Source organism: Halomonas sp. (genome assembly GCF_034520545.1).
GTDB lineage: Bacteria > Pseudomonadota > Gammaproteobacteria > Pseudomonadales > Halomonadaceae > Halomonas.
In genome coordinates, this window is record NZ_JAXHNN010000010.1 from 811,564 (window position 1) to 830,660 (window position 19,097).

Below are 19,097 nucleotides of genomic sequence, written 5' to 3' on the forward strand. Positions count from 1 at the left end.
TTTGCATGCAGAGGAGCGCGAGTCAGGTGGTGAGCGACATCCACACACTCTTGAGGTCAGAGTATTCTTCCAGGGAGTGATGGGACTTGTCGCGGCCGTTGCCGGACTGCTTGACCCCGCCGAAGGGCATGGTCTGGTCGCCGCCGGCCCAGTTGTTGACGAACACCTGCCCGGAGGCCAGCCGGCGCGTCACGCGCATGATGCGGTCGATGTCCTGGCTCCACAGGCCGGCGGCCAGGCCGTAGACGCTGTCGTTGGCCATGGCGATGGCCTCTTCCTCGCTGTCGAAGCCGAACACCGCGAGCACCGGGCCGAAGATCTCCTCGCGGCCGATGGCCATCTGCGGGGTGACGCCATCGAACACCGTCGGGGTGATAAACAGTCCGGGGGAGTCGAGTGCCTCCCCTCCCACTCTCAGCCGGGCGCCCTCCTCCACCCCGCAGCGAATGTAGTCGAGGATGCGGCGATGCTGTGTCTCGTCGACGATCGCTCCCATGAAGCTATCGGGGTCGAGCGGGTCACCGGGCTGCATCCTCTCGGCGGCGGCCAGCACCTTCTCGACGAAGGCCTCGCGGATGCTGTTCTCCACCAGCAGACGAGAACCGGCGATGCACACCTCACCCTGGTTGTGGAAGATCGCCGCGGCCGCGTGCTTGGCGACGCGATCGAGGTCCTTGCAGTCGGCAAAGACGAGGTTGGGGCTCTTGCCCCCGCACTCCAGATAGACCCGCTTGAGGTTGGACAGGCCGGCATACTGCATCAGCTGTTTGCCGGTGGCGGTGGAACCGGTGAAGGAGAGGCAGTCCACCTGCATGGAGAGCGCCAGGGCCTTGCCCACGGTGTGACCGAAGCCCGGTAACACCTGGAAGACACCGCGGGGAATGCCCGCTTCCTTGGCCAGCTGAGCGAGGCGCAGGGCCGAGAGCGGCGACTTCTCCGAAGGCTTGAGGATGACGCTGTTGCCGGCGGCCAGCGCCGGGGCGATCTTCCAGGCGGTCATCATCAGGGGGAAATTCCAGGGCACGATGGAGGCCACCACCCCCAACGGCTCTCTCAGCACCAGCGCCAGGGCTTCTTCGCCGGTGGGCGCCACCTCGCCATAGAGCTTGTCGATGCACTCCGCCTGGTAGCGTATGCAACCGATGGCCCCCGCCATGTCACCCAGCGAGCTTCCCACCGGCTTGCCCATGTCCAGGGTGTCGAGCAGCGCCAGCTCGTGCTTGTTGGCCTCCATCAGGTCGGCCAGGCGCAGCAGCACCTTCTTGCGCTTGCCAGGCGCCAGACGCGACCAGGCGCCGCCATCGAAGGCCGCCCGGGCATGGCCTACGGCAAGCTCGGCATCGGGGCCGTCGCAGCTGGCGACCCGAGCCAGACGCTCGCCGGTGGCGGGGTTGAGGGTCTCGAAGGTCTCGCCGCTGGCGGCCTCGACGAAGGCGTCGTCAATGAAGGCGCGCGACTCGAGGGTCAGGCCGGCGGCCAGGGCCTGCCAGTCGGCCAGCGTCTTGGGGGGTTCGGGACGGCTCATGCGGGTCTCTCCTCGGTATTCGGTTCATCGGCGGCCCTCGGCGCCAGACACCGGGCGGTCTCGTCCAGCGCCTTGTGGGCCAGGTTCACCAGATCATCGATCTGTTCGCGGGTGATCACCAGGGGCGGGGCGATGATCATCGTATCACCCACCGAGCGCATCACCAGGCCATGGCGGAAGCTGATGTCGCGGCACAGGTTGCCGGCGGTCAAGTTTTTGTCGAAGCGCTCCCCGCTGGCGGGATCGATCAGCTCCAGTGCCCCCATCAGCCCCAGTGAGCGAGCCTCGCCGACAAGAGGATGGTCAGCAAGCGTGGCCCAGCAGCGCGCCAGGTAGGGCCCCAGTTCGTCACGGACCCGCTCGACCACGCCTTCGGCCTCCATGATCTCCAGGTTACGCAGGGCCACCGCGGCACACACCGGGTGACCGGAGTAGGTGAAACCATGGAAGAACTCGCCGCCCTCCTCGATCAGGGTGTCGGCGACCCGGTCGCCGACCAGCACGCCGCCGATCGGCAGGTAGCCGGACGACAGTCCCTTGGCAACGGGCATCAGGTCGGGGGCGAGGTCATAGTGGACGCTGCCGAACCACTCGCCAAGGCGCCCGAATCCGCAGATCACCTCGTCCACCACCAGCAGGATATCGTACTTCGCCAGCACCGCCTTGACCGCCGGCCAGTAGCTCTCCGGCGGAATGATGGCACCACCGGCACCCTGCACCGGTTCGGCGATAAAGGCCGCGACCTTCTCCTCACCCAGTTCCTGGATTCTCTCCTCGATGGCCGCCGCACATTCCCGCCCGAAGGCCTCGGGATCTTGACCCTCGGGACGCCCCTCTCCAAATCGCCCTTCGCCAAACCACCAGGGCTGGCGAACGTGGGTGATGCCCGGCACGCAGGGGCCACCCTGGTCATGCATCGGCGCCATGCCGCCCAGGCTCAGGCCGGCTACGGTGGAGCCGTGGTAGCCGTTCTCGCGGCCGATCACCCACTGCTTCTCGGGCTTGCCCTTGAGTGCCCAGTAGCGGCGGACCATGCGCAGCACGGTGTCGTTGGCCTCGGAACCGGAGCCGGTGAAGAAGACGTGGTTGAGATGCGCCGGTGCCAGCGCGCAGAGTTTCTCGGCCAGCTTCACAACCGGCGGGTGCGTGGTCTTGAAGAAGGTGTTGTAGAAGGGCAGCTGGCGCATCTGCTCGGTGGCGGCCATTACCAGCTCCTCGCGCCCATAGCCGAGGTTGACGCACCACAGCCCGGCCATGCCGTCGAGAATCCGGTTGCCCTCGGCGTCATGAATGTAGACCCCCTCGGCGCGCTCGATGACGCGGCTACCCTCCTCAGCCAATGCCTTGAAGTCGGTGAAGGGGTGCAGGTGATGGGCACGATCCAGTGCTTGAAGCGAAGGCGGCATGCTGGCTCTCCGAGTCGGGACGACGGCCTCAGGCGTCGACGGGTTGTGGCGAGACCCGGGCGACACGATAGGCCTCGCTGGCCGAGGCGAAGGCCTGGAACAGGGCGTCATGGAGCGGATGCTCGCGGGGCCTCCACTCGGGGTGCCACTGCACCGCCAGGGCGAAGCCAGGCGCACCGGCGACCGAGATCGCCTCGATCTGGCCGTCCGGGGCCACGGCCTCGGCGATGAGCCCCGGGCCCAGCTCGGCGATGCCCTGCTGATGCAGGGAGTTCACACGCGACCCCGATTCGGGAAAGAGCGCGGCGAGTGGTCCGCCCGGCACGATGGCAATGTCGTGGGCCGGTGCATATTTTGTCTCGCGATCGCCCTCGGGCTCGCGATGGTCGAGACGGCCGGGTACCTGCTGCAGGACCTGGTGGAGGGTGCCGCCGAAGGCCACGTTGATCTCCTGGAAGCCACGACAGATGCCCAGCAACGGCATGCCCAGATCCAGGGCAGCGGGAATCCAGCGCAGCACTGCGGCATCGCGATGGGGGTCATCCCGAGTGTTTTCCGGCGCACGCTCGACACCGTAACGCCGCGGCTCGACGTTGCTGTAGCTGCCGGTTAGCAGCAGGCCGTCGAGAGAGTCCAGCAAAGCGCTCTCCACTGCGCCTTCCCACACCGGCAGGATCACCGGCGCCAGGCCATAGTCGCGCAAGGCGGAGAGGTACTTGTCGGTGACCATGTGCGCGGGGTGACCTTCCACCTCACGGCGGCAGGCAATCACGCCTACCAGGGGTCGAGTGCGCATGGCGGTCTCCTCGAAACACGCGTGACGATCGTTGTGCCCTGCTCAACATATCGTCGTTGATTAACCTTGCCAACCCCTGGTCATGCCCCACCAACACCGATTATCTTTAATACACTGTAATTTATGTAATTAATGGGTATTAATACCATGCAGCGGTTGTCGACTTACGCCGGCATGCGTAAAAGATTTGACAACATGGGTGTGTGCTTCAAAGATGGCAGCCATCAAACAATGATCCACAGCCAACAGGTGGCCCATGCCTTCCTTGCCAGCCGATGAAGCCCGCGACTTCCTCGACCGCCATCCGGACGTCGACAGCGTCGACCTGCTGATCAGCGATCTGAACGGCGTGCTGCGCGGCAAGCGCATTCCCCGCGAGAATCTCGAGAAGGCCTTCAGCAACGGGGTCAACCTGCCCGCCTCGGTGTTCGCCCTGGATATCCTTGGCAACACCATCGAGGCCACGGGGCTGGGCCTCTCGAGCGGCGACAGCGACCGGGTCTGTCACCCGGTGGCGGGGACCCTGATGCCGAGCCCCTGGCTGCGCGACGCCCGCCAGGCGCAGCTACTGATGACCATGACCGAAGCCGATGGGACGCCCTTCTTCGCCGACCCACGCCAGGTGCTCGACCGGGTGCTGGAGCGCTTCCGCCGCGCCGGACTGACGCCGGTGGTAGCCGTGGAGATGGAATTCAGCCTGGTCGATCGCCGCCGCGACGCCCTGGGCATGATCCAGCCGCCCTGCTCGCCGGCGACCGGCGAGCGCGCCGCCCAGAGCCAGCTCTACTCGATCAACGAGCTCGACGAGTACGCCGAGTTACTCGAGGAGATTCATGCCGCCGCAAGGGCCCAGCAGTTGCCGCTGGACACCGCCCTCAAGGAGTGCGCCCCGGGACAGTTCGAGATCAACCTGATCCACTGCGATGACGCCCTGGCGGCCTGCGACAGCGCGGTGCTGCTCAAGCGCCTGATCAAGGGCGTTGCCCTGCACCAGGGTTTCGAGGCCACCTTCATGGCCAAGCCCTATGGCCAGGAGGCCGGAAACGGCACCCACGTGCATATCAGCCTGCTCGACGAGGCCGGCAACAATGTCTTCGCGGCCGAAGATGGCGCCCCGCTCGGCACACCACTGTTACATCGCGCCGTGGCCGGGCTGCTCGAACTGATGCCGGCCTCCATGGCGCTCTTCGCGCCCAACCTCAACTCCTTCCGCCGCTTCCAGGCCGGGTTCTATGTGCCCATGGCCCCGACATGGGGCTACGACAACCGCTCGGTGGCGCTGCGCATCCCCTCCGGGCCCAACGCGGCGCGACGCATCGAGCATCGCGTGGCCGGCGCCGACACCAATCCCTACCTGCTGCTGGCCACTCTGCTCGGTGCCATGGAACATGGGTTGCAACATGGGCTGAGCCCGCCACCGGCCATCACCGGCAACGCCTATGACCATGTCGCGCCCAGCCTTACCAACAGCTGGCGACAGGCCCTGGACCTGCTGGAGCAGAGCGAGCCCCTGGCCGCGGTGCTGGGTGAAGATTTCCTCGCAGTCTACCTGGCCAACCGCCGCGCCGAGCGCGACCAGGCCATACAGGCGGTGAGCAAGCTCGAATACGACTGGTACCTGCGCCACGTCTAAGCACTGGGCAACAACAGCGCCCCGGCCATCACTGGCCGGGGCGCTCTCATTCGCGATGCATCAAGGTTCGTTCAGCCCTCCTGCGAGGCGACGGCATCCCACTGCGGGCGCCCCTCCTCGAGCAGTACCCGGTCGCCCTGGGGCGGGCTGTCCAAGCGACTGGTCTCGAGCGACTCGCCGTGACGCCAGGTAACCTCGTAGCCCTCGGTCTCCTGGCGGGTATCCACCACGGTACGGCACTCCTGGCGAGTGGTGGTACGCGGCTGCGATTGTGCCGCCTGGGCATGCTGGCGTGCCTCCACGCGCTCCTGGACCTCGCGGCCGGCCAGGCCGCCGCCGATGGCACCGGCCAAGGTGGCGATCTTCTTGCCGCTGCCGCCGCCGACCTGATTGCCGAGCAGGCCACCGACAATGGCCCCGGCTGCGGTACCCACCACACGATGGGGATCACGACTAGCCCCCTGCCCTGACGGCGCCTCGGACTGCAACTGCACGACCACCTCCTCGCAGACCTCGCGGGGAGTCTCCACGGTGCGCGTCAGGGTCTCGACGTTGGTGATCTGAGCGTACTCAGGGCCCCGCTGCCGGTCCTGGATCTGCCAGGCTCCCAATGCCAGCCCACCCAGTCCCATAACGGCCAGGACGGAACCCACCACGATCGACTTGCTCATCTGTCACCTCCTGAAGGGCGCGCGGCGCCATTCGCTGAAACGCTATCGAGCTCCAGGCGTAAGTGACCATGACGGCTCGGGCGATGAGAAGGGCAGCGCAATCCGGTGCCACCCGACGAGCCCCAGTATAGGCCGACGCATCCTGCCGGGGTGGTGAAGAAGACGGCTTCCACATTCTCTCCCCGGCTGTCGCATGAAGGAGACAGCAGAGGCGATCAGACCAGGGGCTCTCCGGTAGAAGTGATGCGCGGGGCATCCCGCTCATCGAGCGCAGATCCGTTCGGCATCAGCGCCCCTCGTCACGCACCACGTCGGTTGCCTGAGGAATCACCCCTTGGGTATCTCCTTGCCGGGATCGTGGAAGGGCTTCTCCACCACCCTGGCATCCTGCAGGCCGGTATTGGCCTCGATGCGCAGCGACGTACCCAGCTCGGCGCATTCGACCGGCACCATGGCATAGCCGATATTGCGCCCCTGGCGCGGCGAATGGGTGGCCGAGGTCACCTTGCCGATACGCGCGCCTTGGGCATCAAATACCAGGAAGACGTCGATCATCGCGCCGTCGGTAAAGTGGCCAACGCTGGGGCCATCGATCTCCACGCCCACCAGCTTGCGCGCCACGCCCTCGGCCTTGATGCGCTCCAGTGCGGCACGGCCGATGAAGTCGTCGTCGCCGCGCAGGTCGACCATCCAGTCGTAGCCCATGCCCACCTCGAAGGGGTTGGTGTCGTACCAGATGTCGCAGCCGAAGGCGAGGATGCCGCCCTCGATGCGGCGGATATGGCAGGGGCCGATCACCTGCATGTCGTGGGGCCGACCGGCCTCGAAGACCCGCTGCCAGAGCGCCTCACCGAAACGGCTGGCCTCGCGCAGGTAGATCTCATAGCCGATCTCCCCGGAGTAGCCGGTGCGCGAGATCACCACCGACATGCCATCGAGCTCAGCCTCCATCAGGTGGTAATAGGACATGCCCAGTACCGCCTCGCCGAACAGGTCGACCATCACCGCCTTGGCCTTGGGTCCCTGAACCTGAACCGGAGCGACATCCACTTCCTGAATGGTGACGTCGAGGCCGGAGTTGAACGCCAGGCCTTGGCACCACAGCAGGATGTCGCTGTCGGCCAGCGACAGCCAGAAGCGGTTCTCCTCGATGCGCAGCAGCACCGGGTCGTTGAGGATGCCGCCGTCGGGGGCGGTGACGAAGACATACTTGCACTGCCCCACCTGGCAATGGCGCATGTCGCGCGGCACTAGCCGCTGAGTGAAGGTGAAGGCGTCGGGGCCGCTGATCTCGATCTGGCGCTCGACGCCAACATCCCACAGTGTCACACCCTCTACCAAGGCCCAGTACTCGTCCACCGGATCGGTATAGAGACGCGGATGGTAGTGGTGGTTGTAGACGCTGTACTTGCGCACTCCGTGCCGCCGCGAGGCATAGAAGAACGGCGACTTGCGGATGCGCGGATAGAGCAGGATCTCTGGCGCCTCCTGGGTAAGCTGGATGCTCTCGATGGCATGGGACATGACCGCCTCCTCCACTGTCACGATGGCGGGAGCCGACACCCGCCGGCCCCTTGCCTCCGACACTAGCCGCTGAGACGAGCGCCAATCTCGCTGTGGGCGTCGAGCTCTTTGGCACAGGCGACAGACCAAACCTGGCCCTGTCGCCACCAGGCAAGGGGGCGTCGCCGCGGGACAGTGAGTCGACTCAGGCCTGACTTATGCTGCGCAAAAACCCTCTAATGGAGGATGACCATGGCGACCCTTCCCTCGCAGGCAGACGCAGTGATCATTGGCCTTGGCGGCATCGTTGGCGCCTCGGTGGCTCATCACCTGATCGAACAGGGCTGGACAAACCTGGTGGGACTGGAGAAGTCCGCCATCCCCTCGGACATCGGGTCCACCGCCCACGCCTCCGACTTCTGCTTCATGACCGCCCACGACCGTCTGTCCTGCTACACCACCACCTACAGCCAGCGCTTCTATGAGGCTCTGGGCCACTACCACAAGGTCGGCGGCCTGGAGATCGCCCGGGTCGGTGACGAGGCTCGGCTGGCCGAGCTCCAACGCAAGGTCGCCTCGGGCAAGGCATTCGGCACCCGGGTGAGCATGGTCGATGCCGACGAGGTAGTGGAGCGCTTCCCGCTGCTCGATCGCGAGCAGGTGCTGGGCGGCATGTGGGACCCGGACGCCGGCCTGGTGATCCCGCGCTCCCAGCGAGTGGCCGGCGAGTTGATCGAGCGCGCGGTGAATAGCGGCCACCTGCGCGCCTTCGCCGAGACACCGGCGCTGGACATCGATGTCCAGGCGGGTCGTGTGTGTGGGGTCCAGACGGCAAAGGGCTATGTCGCCACCCCGCTGGTGATCGTGACCTCGGGCATCTGGGGGCCGATTCCCGCGGCCATGGGCGGCGCGGCCCTGCCGTTGATGCCAGTGGAACATCCGCTGATGTTCTTCGGCCCCTTCGAGACCTTCGCCGGCACCGGCAAGGAGATCGGCTATCCGCTGCTGCGCGATCAGGGCAACTCCGCCTACATGCGCGACACCGGCGATCCAACCAGCACCGAAGGTGGCCAGCTGGAATGGGGCTACTACGAGGCCCGTGAGCCGCGGCTGGTAGACCCTCGCGCCATCCTCGAGCGCGACCGAGCGCGACTCTCGCCCTCCATGCGCGACCTGGAGCTTGACCAGGTGGACGAGGCCTTCGAGCGGGCGGTGGAGCTCGCCCCCATCCTTGGCGACTTGGGCTGGGACGAGAAGCACTCCTTCAACGGCTTGCTCTCCGTCACTCCTGACGGCGGTTCCCTGGTCGGCGAGTCGCCGGAGACCCGCGGCCTGTGGTTCTGCGAGGCGGTCTGGGTCAAGGATGGCCCGGGGATGGGCAAGCTGATCGCCGACTGGCTGACCCGGGGGCACCCCCAGATCGACCCCTGCGGCATCGATATCGCACGTTTCTATCCGGTGCAGAAGACGCCCCACCACGTCCACGGCCGCTGCCTGGAGATCGCCCGCAAGATCTACGATCCGCCGGTACACCCCCGCGAGCCCTTCGAGACCGGCCGTGATCTCAGGCGCGGCCCCTTCTGGCCCCGCGAAAAGGAACTCGGCGGCTACTTCATGGAGGCCGCCGGGTGGGAGCGCGCCCATGGCTACGCCGCCAACGAGACGCGTCTCGATCGCTACCTGGAGCGAGTACCCGAACGTCCGGCGGAGTGGGACGCCCGCCATTTCTGGCGGGTCGCCAATGCCGAGCACCTGGCGCTCAGCGACGATGTGGGGATGATCAACCTCTCCCACTTCGCCATCTACGACCTGCATGGTCGCGATGCCGAGGCGCTGCTGGAGTGGCTCTCGGTGGCCAGGGTGGGCGGTGACACTCCCATCGGCAAGGGCGTCTATACGCACTTCCTGGACGCCTTCGGCGGCGTGCACTCGGATCTCACCATCGTGCGCCTGGCCACGGACGCCTGGCGAGTGATCTGCGGCGGTGACACTGGCCATCGCGACCTGATGTGGATCACCCGCCGCGGCGAGGAGGCTGGACTGACCCGCTGGCACCTGGAGGATCGAAGCGACGGCCTGGCAACCCTTGGCCTGTGGGGCCCCAACGCTCGGCGAACTCTGCAGGCCCTGGCCGACGACCCCGAAGGATTGACCGATGAGCGCTTCCCCTTCGCCACCGCCCGCGAGATCCGCGTGCGCGGCCTGCCGGTGTGGGCCTTCCGCATCTCCTACGTGGGCGAGCAAGGCTGGGAACTCTACGTGCCCTTCAGCTATGGCCTGGCACTCTGGGATCTGCTGTTCGAGGCCGGGGTCACGCCGGTGGGCATCGAAACCTACGCCAACAGCCGCCGCCTGGAGAAGAGCCTGAGGTTGCAGAATGTCGACCTGCTCACCGACTACAATCTCGTCGAGGCGGGCCTGGCACGGCCCAAGGTGAAGGCCGCGGACTTCCACGGTAAGGCCGCCTACCTGGAGCAGCGCGAACGACAGCATCAGCCCGCTTATTTATGCACCCTGGTCATGGAGGAGGATCACGACGGAGCTGGCAATCCCCGCTTCCCCGTCGGACAGTCACCGCTGCTTGATCCGCAAAGCGGCGAGGTGCCGGTGGACGCCCTGGGTCGGCGCTCCTATGTTACCAGCATCGCCTACGGCCCATCGCTTGAGCGCAACATCGCCCTGGCCTACTTGCCCCTCGACCACGCCGAGGAGGGACGCTCCTTGATGCTGGAGTACTTCACCGAGCACTATCCAATGCGGGTGGCGGCGGTAGGCTACCGGGCGCTCTACGATCCGGACGGCACCCGACCGCGCGGCTAAGGCCTCAGCTTCCCAAGGCTCGATCGTCCGGCGGTATTTCCTTCCCAGGCGGCGCCTATTCCAGGCCTATTCCCCGGATAGAGACGCCAGATCGTCCTGGCGCTGCTGCCGGCGCTTTCTTTCACCGCTGGGGGAGTGGCCAAAATGATCGTGGTAGCACTTGGTGAAATGCGTCGGCGAAACGAAGCCGCATGCCAGAGCCACCTCGGTGATCGGCATGTGGGTCTGCAGCAGCAGCAGCCGCGCCCGGGCCAGGCGCAGCTCCAGGTAGTATCTGAGCGGCGGACAGCCCACGTAGCGCTGAAAGAGCCGCTCCAGCTGGCGCCGCGACAGCCCGGCGTAGCTGGCCAGTTCGTCCAGGGCCAGCGGCTCCTGCAGGTTGGCCTCCATCAAGGTGGCCACTTCCTCCAGCTTGGGATGACTGTGACCCAGGCGCACACGCAGCGGGGCGCGCTGGCGATCGCCCACACCGCGAATCCGCTCGTGAATGAACTCCTCGGCGATCGCCTCGGCCAGCGCCAACCCCTGCTGTCGACCGATCAGGTTGAGCATCATGTCCAAGGGGGCGATGCCACCCGAGCAGGTGTAGCGGTCGCGATCCATGACGAACAACTGGGAGGTGAAGGACACCGCAGGGAAACGCCGCGCCTCATGCAGGCTTCCGATATGCTCCCAATGCAACGTGCAGCGATAGCCATCGAGCAGCCCCGCACGGGCCAGCACATAACCGCCGGTGCACACAGCACCCAAAGGGATGTGTCGCTCGGCCAGCCGCTTCAGCCAGGACAGGGTCGCGCGATCGTCGTGACGCTGCACCTCGACCCCGCCGCACACCAGCAGTAGGTCCAGGGAAGGCATGGGCTCCAGCGCCTGATCCACCGCCACGCCCAAGCCGCTGCTGGCGTTCACCGCGTTACCATCTCGGCTCACCAGGTGCCAGGTATAGAGCCGGCGGTCGGCCAGGTGGTTAGCCATGCGCAAGGGCTCCAGCGCCGATGAGAAGGCGAGCTGCGAGAAGCCTGGCAGCAGCAGGAAACCTATATCGTAATGGCCCTTGGCCGGTATGGGAGGTTCCATCGCTCTCCTCCTCGGTGGTGCCTGGCACCGCTTACCCTCAGCAATAGCCTACCCGTTGGCCCCTCGGCAAGGTCGTCACACTCCCGTGATGTGTCGCTGCGCCCAAGACTGCCGACGTCGGCAGGCAAGAGCGCCGGACGAGTCGCGCGATACTGAACATGACGATCGGCGGACCCACCGCCAAGAGGAGGCAAGACGATGGCACCCCAAGCGACCGAACAGACTGCATCCCGACCAGCGGACAATCTGAGCATCGCCCGCGCGGTGCGACTCTGGCCCATCGAAGAGATCGCCCATCGCCTGGGCCTGTCCGGCGAGGCGGTGGAGCCTTATGGCCGCGGTATCGCCAAGCTCGATCTGGCGGCCATGGACGCCCTGGCCGAACGCCCTCGAGGGCGCTACGTGGTAGTGACCTCGATGACGCCCACTCCACCCGGCGAAGGCAAGACCACCACTGCCATCGGCCTGGTGCAGGGCCTGCAGCGCCTCGGCCACACCGCCACCGTTGCCCTCCGTCAGCCCTCAATGGGTCCTACCCTGGGCCTCAAGGGTGGGGCCACCGGTGGTGGCTACAGCCAGGTGTTGCCCATGGAGCGCATCAACCTGCACCTCACAGGCGACATCCATGCGGTAGGGGCGGCTCACAACCTGTTGGCCGCCATGGTGGACAATCACCTGCACCATCGTCTCGAGCCGGAGCTGGACCCTCGGGAGGTGCGCTGGCAGCGAGTCATCGACCTCAACGACCGCGCCTTGCGGCATCTGGTGCTGGGCCTCGGCGGTCGCGGCGATGGGATGCCACGCCAGGGGAGCTTCGAGATCACCGCGGCCTCGGAGGTGATGGCGGTTCTGGCGCTGGCCGATTCCCTCGCCGACCTGCGCCGACGCCTGGGGCGCCTGATCGTGGGCCTGGACCGCGACGGCAATGCGGTCACCGCCGAGCAGATCGGCGCCGCCGGCGCCCTGACGGTGCTTCTCAAGGAGGCCCTCAAGCCCAACCTGCTGCAGACCCTGGAACACGCTCCGGCGCTGATCCACGCCGGCCCCTTCGGCAACATCGCCCATGGCAACTCCTCGATCGTCGCCGACCGCATCGGCCTGCACGCCGGCGACTTCCTGGTCACCGAGGCAGGATTCGGCGCCGACATGGGCGCCGAGCGTTTCTTCAACATCAAGTGCCGCACCTCCGGCCTCGTACCCGATGCCGCGGTATTGGTGGTTACGGTGCGCGCGCTGAAGTATCACGGCGGCCGCCACCGGGTGCTGCCTGGCCAGCCGCTACCCGCCTCGCTCCTGGCAGAGTCGCCTGATGAGGTACGGGAAGGTGGCGCCAACCTGCTCAAGCAGATCGACAATGTGCGTGCCCATGGCCTTACCCCGGTGGTGGCGATCAACGCCTTTCCCGGCGACCATGCCAGCGAACATGAGGCCATTCGCGAGCTGGCAGCCTCGGTGGGGGTTCGCGCCGAGGTCTCCAGCCATGTGCGTGACGGCGGCGAAGGCGCCCTGGCCTTGGCGGAAGCCGTTGCAGAGGCTGCAGAGGACGGCGGCGACTTCCACTTCCTCTATCCCGCCGAGCTGCCACTGGCGGAAAAGATCGAGCGCATCGCCACGCGCCTCTATGGCGCCGAGGGAGTCGACTTCGCCCCCGGCACCCGCGAACAACTGGAAGATTGGCAACGCCTGGGATACGGCGAGTACCCGGTGTGCATCGCCAAGACGCACATGTCGCTATCACACGATGCGAGCCAGCTCGGTGCCCCGAGCGGCTGGCGACTGCCGGTGCGCGAGGTGCGCCTCTCCGCCGGCGCCGGTTTCGTCTACGCCCTGGCCGGGGATATCCGCACGATGCCGGGGCTTGGCCCCTCGCCGGCCGCCACGCGGCTGGATATCGACGAGAATGGCGAGACCGTCGGCCTCTACTGATCTGGCCGACAGAGCACGCTCGGGGGTGTTCCGTCGACAAGCCTGCGAGGAGGCGCTGTAAATACTTCCTTGTACGCTACCGACGCCATCCCTGGCGTAGGACCTCCTCTTCGGCTTGTCCCCGGCGCCCCTCGCGATACATAGAGGACCTCATATCCCGAGGCGGTCGCGGGTCTGGTAGTACCAGGCGCCCAGCGCCGAGAGCGGCACGCGCAGCAGGCGCCCGCCAGGAAACGGCAGGTGCGGCAGGCCAGCGAAGGCATCGAAGCGTTCCGCACGGCCCGTCATCACCTCGGCGATCAACTTGCCAGCCAGATGGGTACAAGTGACACCGTGCCCCGAATAGCCCTGGGCATAGTAGACATTGCCGTTGACCACCCCGAACTGCGGCAAGCGATTGAGCGTCATCAGGAAGGTGCCGCTCCAGGCGTAGTCCACCTTGATGTCGGCGAGCGACGGGAAGGTCGTCAGCATCTTGGGGCGAATGACGCCCTCGATGTCGGCTGGGTCGCTGCCGCCGTAGTTGACGCCACCACCGTAGAGCAGACGGTTGTCGGCGGTGAGGCGATAATAGTCGAGCAGATAGTTGCAGTCCTCTACCGCCAGGCCATTGGGAATCAGGGCTCGGGCCCGCTCCTCGCCCAGCGGTTCGGTGGTGATGATCTGGGTACCGCAGGGCATCGACCGGCCCTCGATCTCGGGCAACACCCCCTTGAGGTAGGCATTGCCAGCCATCACCACCCGCTCGGCCCTCACGCTACCACCGGCGGTATGCACTACCACCGGCTCGCCTTGCGACACGCCAGTAACGGGCGACGTTTCGAAGATCCGCCCGCCCAATGACTCGACGGCGGCCGCCTGGCCCAGCACCAGATTGAGGGGATGCAGGTGGCCGCCTCCGTGATCCACCAGCGCACCGGTGTAACGGTCGGTGTTGACCTCGCGCTTCACCGCCTCCCCGCCCAGCAGTTCGAGCTCCCGATAGCCGTAACGCTCCCAGAGTGCCTTGTGCTCGACAAGCCCCTGCATCTGCCTGTCATTGCAGGCGGCGAAGAGATTGCCATCACGCAGATCGCATTGGATGTCGTAGGTCGCCACCCGCTCGCGGATGATGCGATTGCCCTCGAAGGCCATGTCGCCCAGGGCGCGGGCGGTATCGGCGCCGTGCTTCTCCTCGATGACGTCCATGTCGCGGCTATAGCTGTTGACGATCTGGCCGCCGTTGCGGCCCGAGGCACCATAGCCCACCCTCACCGCCTCCAGCACTACCACCGAGAAACCGCGCTCTGCCAGGTGCAGGGCGGCGGAGATACCGGTAAAGCCCGCTCCCACCACGCAGACATCGCAACTCACTTCTCCCTCGAGGGCGGCACGCTCGGGCGCGGCATTGGCGGTGGCGGCGTACCAGGACGCGGCGTGATCCTGCTCGAAAGATACCGGCATTCAAGCCTCCTGAAATGGTGGTATGCCCCCACGAGTGCCAGGGCTCGCTACACCCTGAGCAGCAGATGTTCACGTTCCCAGGAACTGATGACCTGGAAGTAGGCACGATGCTCAGCGCGCTTCACCGCCAGATAGCTATGGGTAAAGCGCTCGCCGAGGATGTCGGCCAGGGGCTGACAATCGTGCAGCAGATCCAGCGCCGGCCCGATGTCGTCGGGTAGCTTGTTGCCGCCGGACCAGGCGGAGCCCGTCACCGGCGGTCGGGGTTCGAGGCCTTCCAGCAGACCCAGGTAGCCGCAGGCCAGTGACGCCGCCATCACCAGGTAGGGGTTGGCATCCGCCCCTGCCAGGCGGTTCTCGACCCGCGTCGCCTCGGGGCCAGAGACCGGCACGCGCAGTCCCACGGTGCGGTTGTCCATGCCCCACTCGACGTTGATCGGTGCCGAGCCGCTGGTCTCGGTGCGCATCAGCCGACGGTAGGAGTTGACGTTGGGTGCCAGCAGCGGCATCACCGAGGGCAGGTAGCGCTGCAGGCCGCCGATGAAGTTGTGGAACAGCTTGCTTGCCTGACCGTCATCATCGGCGAAGACGTTGTGCCCGTCCTTGGCATCGAGGAGGCTCTGATGGATATGCATGGAGCTTCCCGGCTCATTGGCCATGGGCTTGGCCATGAAGGTGGCATACATGCCGTGGCGCAGCGCCGTCTCGCGCAGGGTACGCTTGAACATCACCACCTGGTCGGCCAGGGACAGGGGGTCGCCATGCTGGAAATTGACTTCCATCTGGCCGGCCCCCTCCTCGTGGATCAGGGTGTCGAGGTCGAGGTTCATGGCCTCGCAGTAGTCGTACATCTCCTCGAAAAGCGGATCGAACTCGTTGACCGCATCGATGGAGAACGATTGGCGGCTGCTCTCCTGACGACCGGTGCGTCCGATTGGCGGCTCCAGGGGGTAGTCGGAGTCGGTATTGGTCTTTACCAGATAGAACTCCACCTCCGGGGCGATCACCGGCGTCCAGCCGCGGGCGGCATAGAGCTCCAGCACCCGCTTGAGTACATAGCGTGGTGCAAGCTCCACCGGCTCACCGGTCAGATAGAAACAGTCATGAATGATCTGTGCCGTGGGATCCTCGGCCCAGGGCACCAGGTAGATGGCCTTCGCGTCGGGCACCAGCTCCATGTCCCGTTCGGCGGGATTCCAGAAGCGAATATCCTCGTCGTCCGGATAGCCACCGGTGACGGTCTGGATGAAGATCGAGTCGGGCAGCCGCGGACGCCCGCCATTGAGGTACTTGCCGGCAGGCATGATCTTGCCCTTGAGAATGCCGGTAAGATCGCTGACCAGGCACTCCACCTCGGTGATGCCGTAATTCTGGAACCAGTCGTTGAGGAGCGGCTGTTCCTGTCGGTTACTCATGGGGATTTCCTTGCTGGGAATGGCGAGCACCCCGGCACGATGCCGGGGGCCCTGCGCTCAGCGAGACTGGACCTCGGACCAGAGCTGCTGGAAGGTCTGCAGGGCATCGCCTTCCAGACTGGGGGTGAAACGCAGTCGCTCCATGTCCGCCTCGCTGGGCTGGACGGGCGGCTCGGTCAGCACCTCATCCAGATAGGGCGCGGCGGCGGCATTGGGGCTGGCATAGTAGTTGTAGTTGGAAAGCTGGGCACCCACCTCGGCATCGAGGATGAAGTCGATGAACTTGTGGGCCATGTCCGGGTTGGGGGCCTCGGAGGGAATGAGCATCGAGTCGACCCACATCTCGGCGCCTTCGTCGGGAATCATGAAATCCAGGTTCTCGAAGGTCTGCGGATCCTCGTCCTTGAAGAAGAGGTAGTCGCCGTTGTAGGAAAGCCCTACGTGGGTAACGCCCCGGGCCAGCTGTTGCAGTGCCGGCGTGCCGTCGGTGAAGCCGCTAAAGGTGTCGCGCCCCTTGGTGTCGATCAGCAGTCGGGCGGCCTCCTTCCAGGCATTCATGTCGGTACAGTCGTAGCCGTGCCCCAGATAGGCGCAGGCGCCACCCATGCTGACCTGTCCGTCGCCCATCAGGGCGAAGGGGTGATCGGGATTGACCTCGGGATCGAACAGCAGCGACCAACTCTTGGGCGCCTCCGGGAAGGTCTCGCTGTTGTAGACGATGCCTGTGGTGCCCCACTGGTAGGGCGCGGTGTACTCGGCACCGGGATCGAAGGCCGGATCGCGGAACTGCGCCATGACGTTATCGAGGTTCTCGAGCTTCGACTTGTCGAGTTTCTGCACCAGTCCGGTCTGGATCAGCCGCGGCACATAGTAGTTCGAAGGCACGATGATGTCGTACTGCGAGACTCCACCAGCATTGAGCTTGGCGAACATCTCGGGCAGCGAGTTGAAGTAGTTCTGTACAACATCGACGTCGTACTTCTCCTCGAAGGCCTCGATGATCGCGGGATCCATGTACTCGGTCCAGTTGAACAGGTAGAGCTTGTTCTCCTGGGCCTGAAGGCTGCCGGCGAACATCATGGCGCCGACGGACAGGGCAGTTGCGGTCTTGTTGATTGTCATTTCGGACTCTCCTCGTTTCCCATAGGGAAGGGTTGGCCGGCTCATGCCTGCCGGCGACGGCTGAACACCAGGCTGATGACGGCGGCGATCGCCACCGCACCGATCATCAGGGTGGCAATGGCGTTGATCTCGGGTGACACACCCTTCTTGATCGCTCCCCAGATATAGATCGGCAGGGTCGCGCTCTCGGGCCCCGCGGTGAAGAAACTGATCACGAAGTCATCCACCGAGAGCGTAAAGGAGAGGAAGAACGCCGAGATCAACGCAGGCTTGATGGTCGGCAGCATGAAGTGCACCACCCGCTTGACCGGCGAGGCATATAGGTCCTTGGCGGCCTCGAAGAGCGTCGGATCCAGCCCCACGAAGCGCGAGTAGACGATCAGCGCCACGAAGGGGATCTGGAAGGTCACATGAGCGATGATCATGGTCCCCAGCCCCGGCTGCAGCAGTCCCGTCAGGCGATGAATCTGCACGAAGAAGGCCATCTCCGAGATGCCGAAGACGATATCCGGCAGCACGATGGGCAGGTAGATCAGCACGATCAGCCAGCCCAGCTTGCGGTGACGATGGCGATACATGCCGTAGCCGATCAGGCAGCCGATGCCCAGCGCGACCACCGAGGAGGTGATGGCCAGGATCATGCTGTTGGCGAAGGCCGAGAGGATCTCCTCGTTGCCCATCAGACGGCCATACCAGCGCAGCGAGATACCCGTGAAGGTGGCCGCGCTGTTGGAGGCATTGAAAGAAAACAGTACCACCACCGCCAGCGGCAGGTAGAGAAAGGCCAGGGTGAACCACCAGAAACCGGCCAGGCAGCGCTTGAGCGCACGCTTTCTCATATCACCACCTCCTCGCCACCACCCAGCCGCTTGCCGATGCGGCGCATGGCGAACAGCCCGATGAAGGTGGCGATCAGCATCAGGATCGCGCCGGCTGCTCCCAGCGGCCAGTTGGCCCCACCCGCGAACTGATTGGCTACCAGGTTACCGAGCATCATCCCCTTGCCGCCGCCAAGCAGCTCGGGGATCACGTACATGCCGAAGGCGGGGATCGCCACCAGCACGATGCCGGCCAGCAGCCCCGGCAGAGTCTGGGGGAAGACGGCGTGCCAGAACGCGCGCACCGGCGAGGCGAAGAGGTCCTGGGCGGCCTCCACCTGAGCGGTATCGAGTTTCTCGAAGGCCGCATAGAGCGGCAGCACCATGAACGGCAGGAAGTTGTAGACCAGGCCCAGGGTGACCGCGAAGTTCGAGGGATAGAGCCCCATGTTGGGCGCGATGAAACCCAGGCCCTCGGCCAGGTTGGACAGCGGCGTGCCCGGTGCCAGCAGGTTCATCCAGCCGAAGGTGCGAATCACCTGGTTGGTCCAGCTCGGCACCACCACCAGCAGCAGCATGATCGGCCGCCATCGGGCGCGGCAAGTGCTGATGTAGTAGGCGATGGGATAGGCGACGATCACCACCAGGCCGGTGGAAACGAGCGTCTGCCACAGCGAGCGCAACAGAGTGTAGAGGTTACCAGGGCTCCAGCCGAGGAAACCGAAACCCGCCAGGCGCCGGAACGACTCCAGCGATAGCGGCATCTCCGGCAGCCCGTAAGGGCCGTTGGTCATGAAGGCCACGCCCATCAGGTAGGCGCTGGGCAGCACCAGGAAGATCACGATCCAGGTGGCACCGGGGGCCACGGTGAGCAGCAGATGCCGCGCTTCGCGCACCATGCCACGACTGCGGGCGGTTGGCGTTACGCCACTGTAAGCCATT

At 65.6% G+C, this 19,097-nt stretch carries 14 protein-coding genes; 3 read left to right on the top strand and 11 right to left on the bottom strand.

Translation table 11 applies throughout. The annotated features are described in order from the left end of the window. Positions 1 to 22: 22 nt before the first annotated feature. The 3 genes from U5L98_RS12490 to U5L98_RS12500 are packed head-to-tail and all read right to left on the bottom strand — an operon-like array spanning position 23 to position 3,727. Positions 23 to 1,525, bottom strand: a complete 1,503-nt coding sequence (locus U5L98_RS12490) for an aldehyde dehydrogenase (protein ID WP_322558609.1) — start codon at positions 1,523 to 1,525, stop codon at positions 23 to 25. Beyond that, a complete protein-coding gene (locus U5L98_RS12495; protein WP_322558610.1) occupies positions 1,522 to 2,931 on the bottom strand; it encodes an aspartate aminotransferase family protein in 1,410 nt (469 codons plus the stop codon). Before U5L98_RS12495 ends, U5L98_RS12490 begins: the two co-directional genes overlap by 4 nt. 28 nt (positions 2,932 to 2,959) lie before the next feature. Beyond that, positions 2,960 to 3,727: a gamma-glutamyl-gamma-aminobutyrate hydrolase family protein gene (locus U5L98_RS12500; protein ID WP_322558611.1), complete on the bottom strand. Its 768-nt coding sequence runs from the start codon at positions 3,725 to 3,727 to the stop codon at positions 2,960 to 2,962. Between the two features lie 256 nt (positions 3,728 to 3,983). On the opposite strand from U5L98_RS12500, the gene U5L98_RS12505 reads away from it, so the two are divergent. Beyond that, entirely contained in the window at positions 3,984 to 5,360 is a 1,377-nt protein-coding gene (locus tag U5L98_RS12505) for a glutamine synthetase family protein (RefSeq protein WP_322558612.1), read from the top strand. A gap of 71 nt (positions 5,361 to 5,431) precedes the next feature. Here the strand turns inward: U5L98_RS12505 and U5L98_RS12510 are convergent, their stop codons facing one another. Both U5L98_RS12510 and U5L98_RS12515 read right to left on the bottom strand, forming a co-directional pair. Continuing rightward, entirely contained in the window at positions 5,432 to 6,031 is a 600-nt protein-coding gene (locus U5L98_RS12510; RefSeq protein ID WP_322558613.1) for a glycine zipper 2TM domain-containing protein, read from the bottom strand. A 327-nt stretch (positions 6,032 to 6,358) separates the two neighbouring features. Continuing rightward, a complete protein-coding gene (locus tag U5L98_RS12515; protein ID WP_322558614.1) occupies positions 6,359 to 7,555 on the bottom strand; it encodes a glycine cleavage T C-terminal barrel domain-containing protein in 1,197 nt (398 codons plus the stop codon). 231 nt (positions 7,556 to 7,786) lie between these two features. Here U5L98_RS12515 and U5L98_RS12520 point away from each other — a divergent pair, with 231 nt between their 5' ends. Beyond that, positions 7,787 to 10,354: an FAD-dependent oxidoreductase gene (locus tag U5L98_RS12520; RefSeq protein ID WP_322558615.1), complete on the top strand. Its 2,568-nt coding sequence runs from the start codon at positions 7,787 to 7,789 to the stop codon at positions 10,352 to 10,354. A gap of 66 nt (positions 10,355 to 10,420) precedes the next feature. Here the strand turns inward: U5L98_RS12520 and U5L98_RS12525 are convergent, their stop codons facing one another. Further along, positions 10,421 to 11,431 carry a GlxA family transcriptional regulator gene (locus U5L98_RS12525; protein ID WP_322558616.1) on the bottom strand — a complete coding sequence of 337 codons (1,011 nt, stop codon included), beginning with the start codon at positions 11,429 to 11,431 and terminating at the stop codon, positions 10,421 to 10,423. A gap of 198 nt (positions 11,432 to 11,629) precedes the next feature. Here U5L98_RS12525 and U5L98_RS12530 point away from each other — a divergent pair, with 198 nt between their 5' ends. Then, complete coding sequence (locus tag U5L98_RS12530; protein ID WP_322558617.1) at positions 11,630 to 13,357, top strand: formate--tetrahydrofolate ligase; 1,728 nt, start codon at positions 11,630 to 11,632, stop codon at positions 13,355 to 13,357. A gap of 150 nt (positions 13,358 to 13,507) precedes the next feature. Here the strand turns inward: U5L98_RS12530 and U5L98_RS12535 are convergent, their stop codons facing one another. Genes U5L98_RS12535 through U5L98_RS12555 form a run of 5 tightly spaced genes read right to left on the bottom strand, consistent with a single transcriptional unit; the run spans position 13,508 to position 19,096 of the window. Beyond that, positions 13,508 to 14,800 (bottom strand): FAD-binding oxidoreductase, encoded by a 1,293-nt coding sequence (locus tag U5L98_RS12535; RefSeq protein ID WP_322558618.1) that lies wholly within the window; start codon positions 14,798 to 14,800, stop codon positions 13,508 to 13,510. 47 nt (positions 14,801 to 14,847) lie between these two features. Continuing rightward, the gene (locus tag U5L98_RS12540; protein WP_322558619.1) at positions 14,848 to 16,215 is read right to left on the bottom strand and encodes a glutamine synthetase family protein; all 1,368 of its coding nucleotides are present in this window, start codon (positions 16,213 to 16,215) and stop codon (positions 14,848 to 14,850) included. A 57-nt stretch (positions 16,216 to 16,272) separates the two neighbouring features. Then, complete coding sequence (locus U5L98_RS12545) at positions 16,273 to 17,337, bottom strand: spermidine/putrescine ABC transporter substrate-binding protein (protein ID WP_322558620.1); 1,065 nt, start codon at positions 17,335 to 17,337, stop codon at positions 16,273 to 16,275. Positions 17,338 to 17,378: 41 nt separating this feature from the next. Beyond that, positions 17,379 to 18,176: an ABC transporter permease gene (locus U5L98_RS12550; RefSeq protein ID WP_322558621.1), complete on the bottom strand. Its 798-nt coding sequence runs from the start codon at positions 18,174 to 18,176 to the stop codon at positions 17,379 to 17,381. Next, on the bottom strand, positions 18,173 to 19,096 hold the full coding sequence (locus U5L98_RS12555; protein ID WP_322558622.1) for an ABC transporter permease: 924 nt from the start codon (positions 19,094 to 19,096) through the stop codon (positions 18,173 to 18,175). Before U5L98_RS12555 ends, U5L98_RS12550 begins: the two co-directional genes overlap by 4 nt. Between the last annotated feature and the right edge of the window lies 1 nt (position 19,097).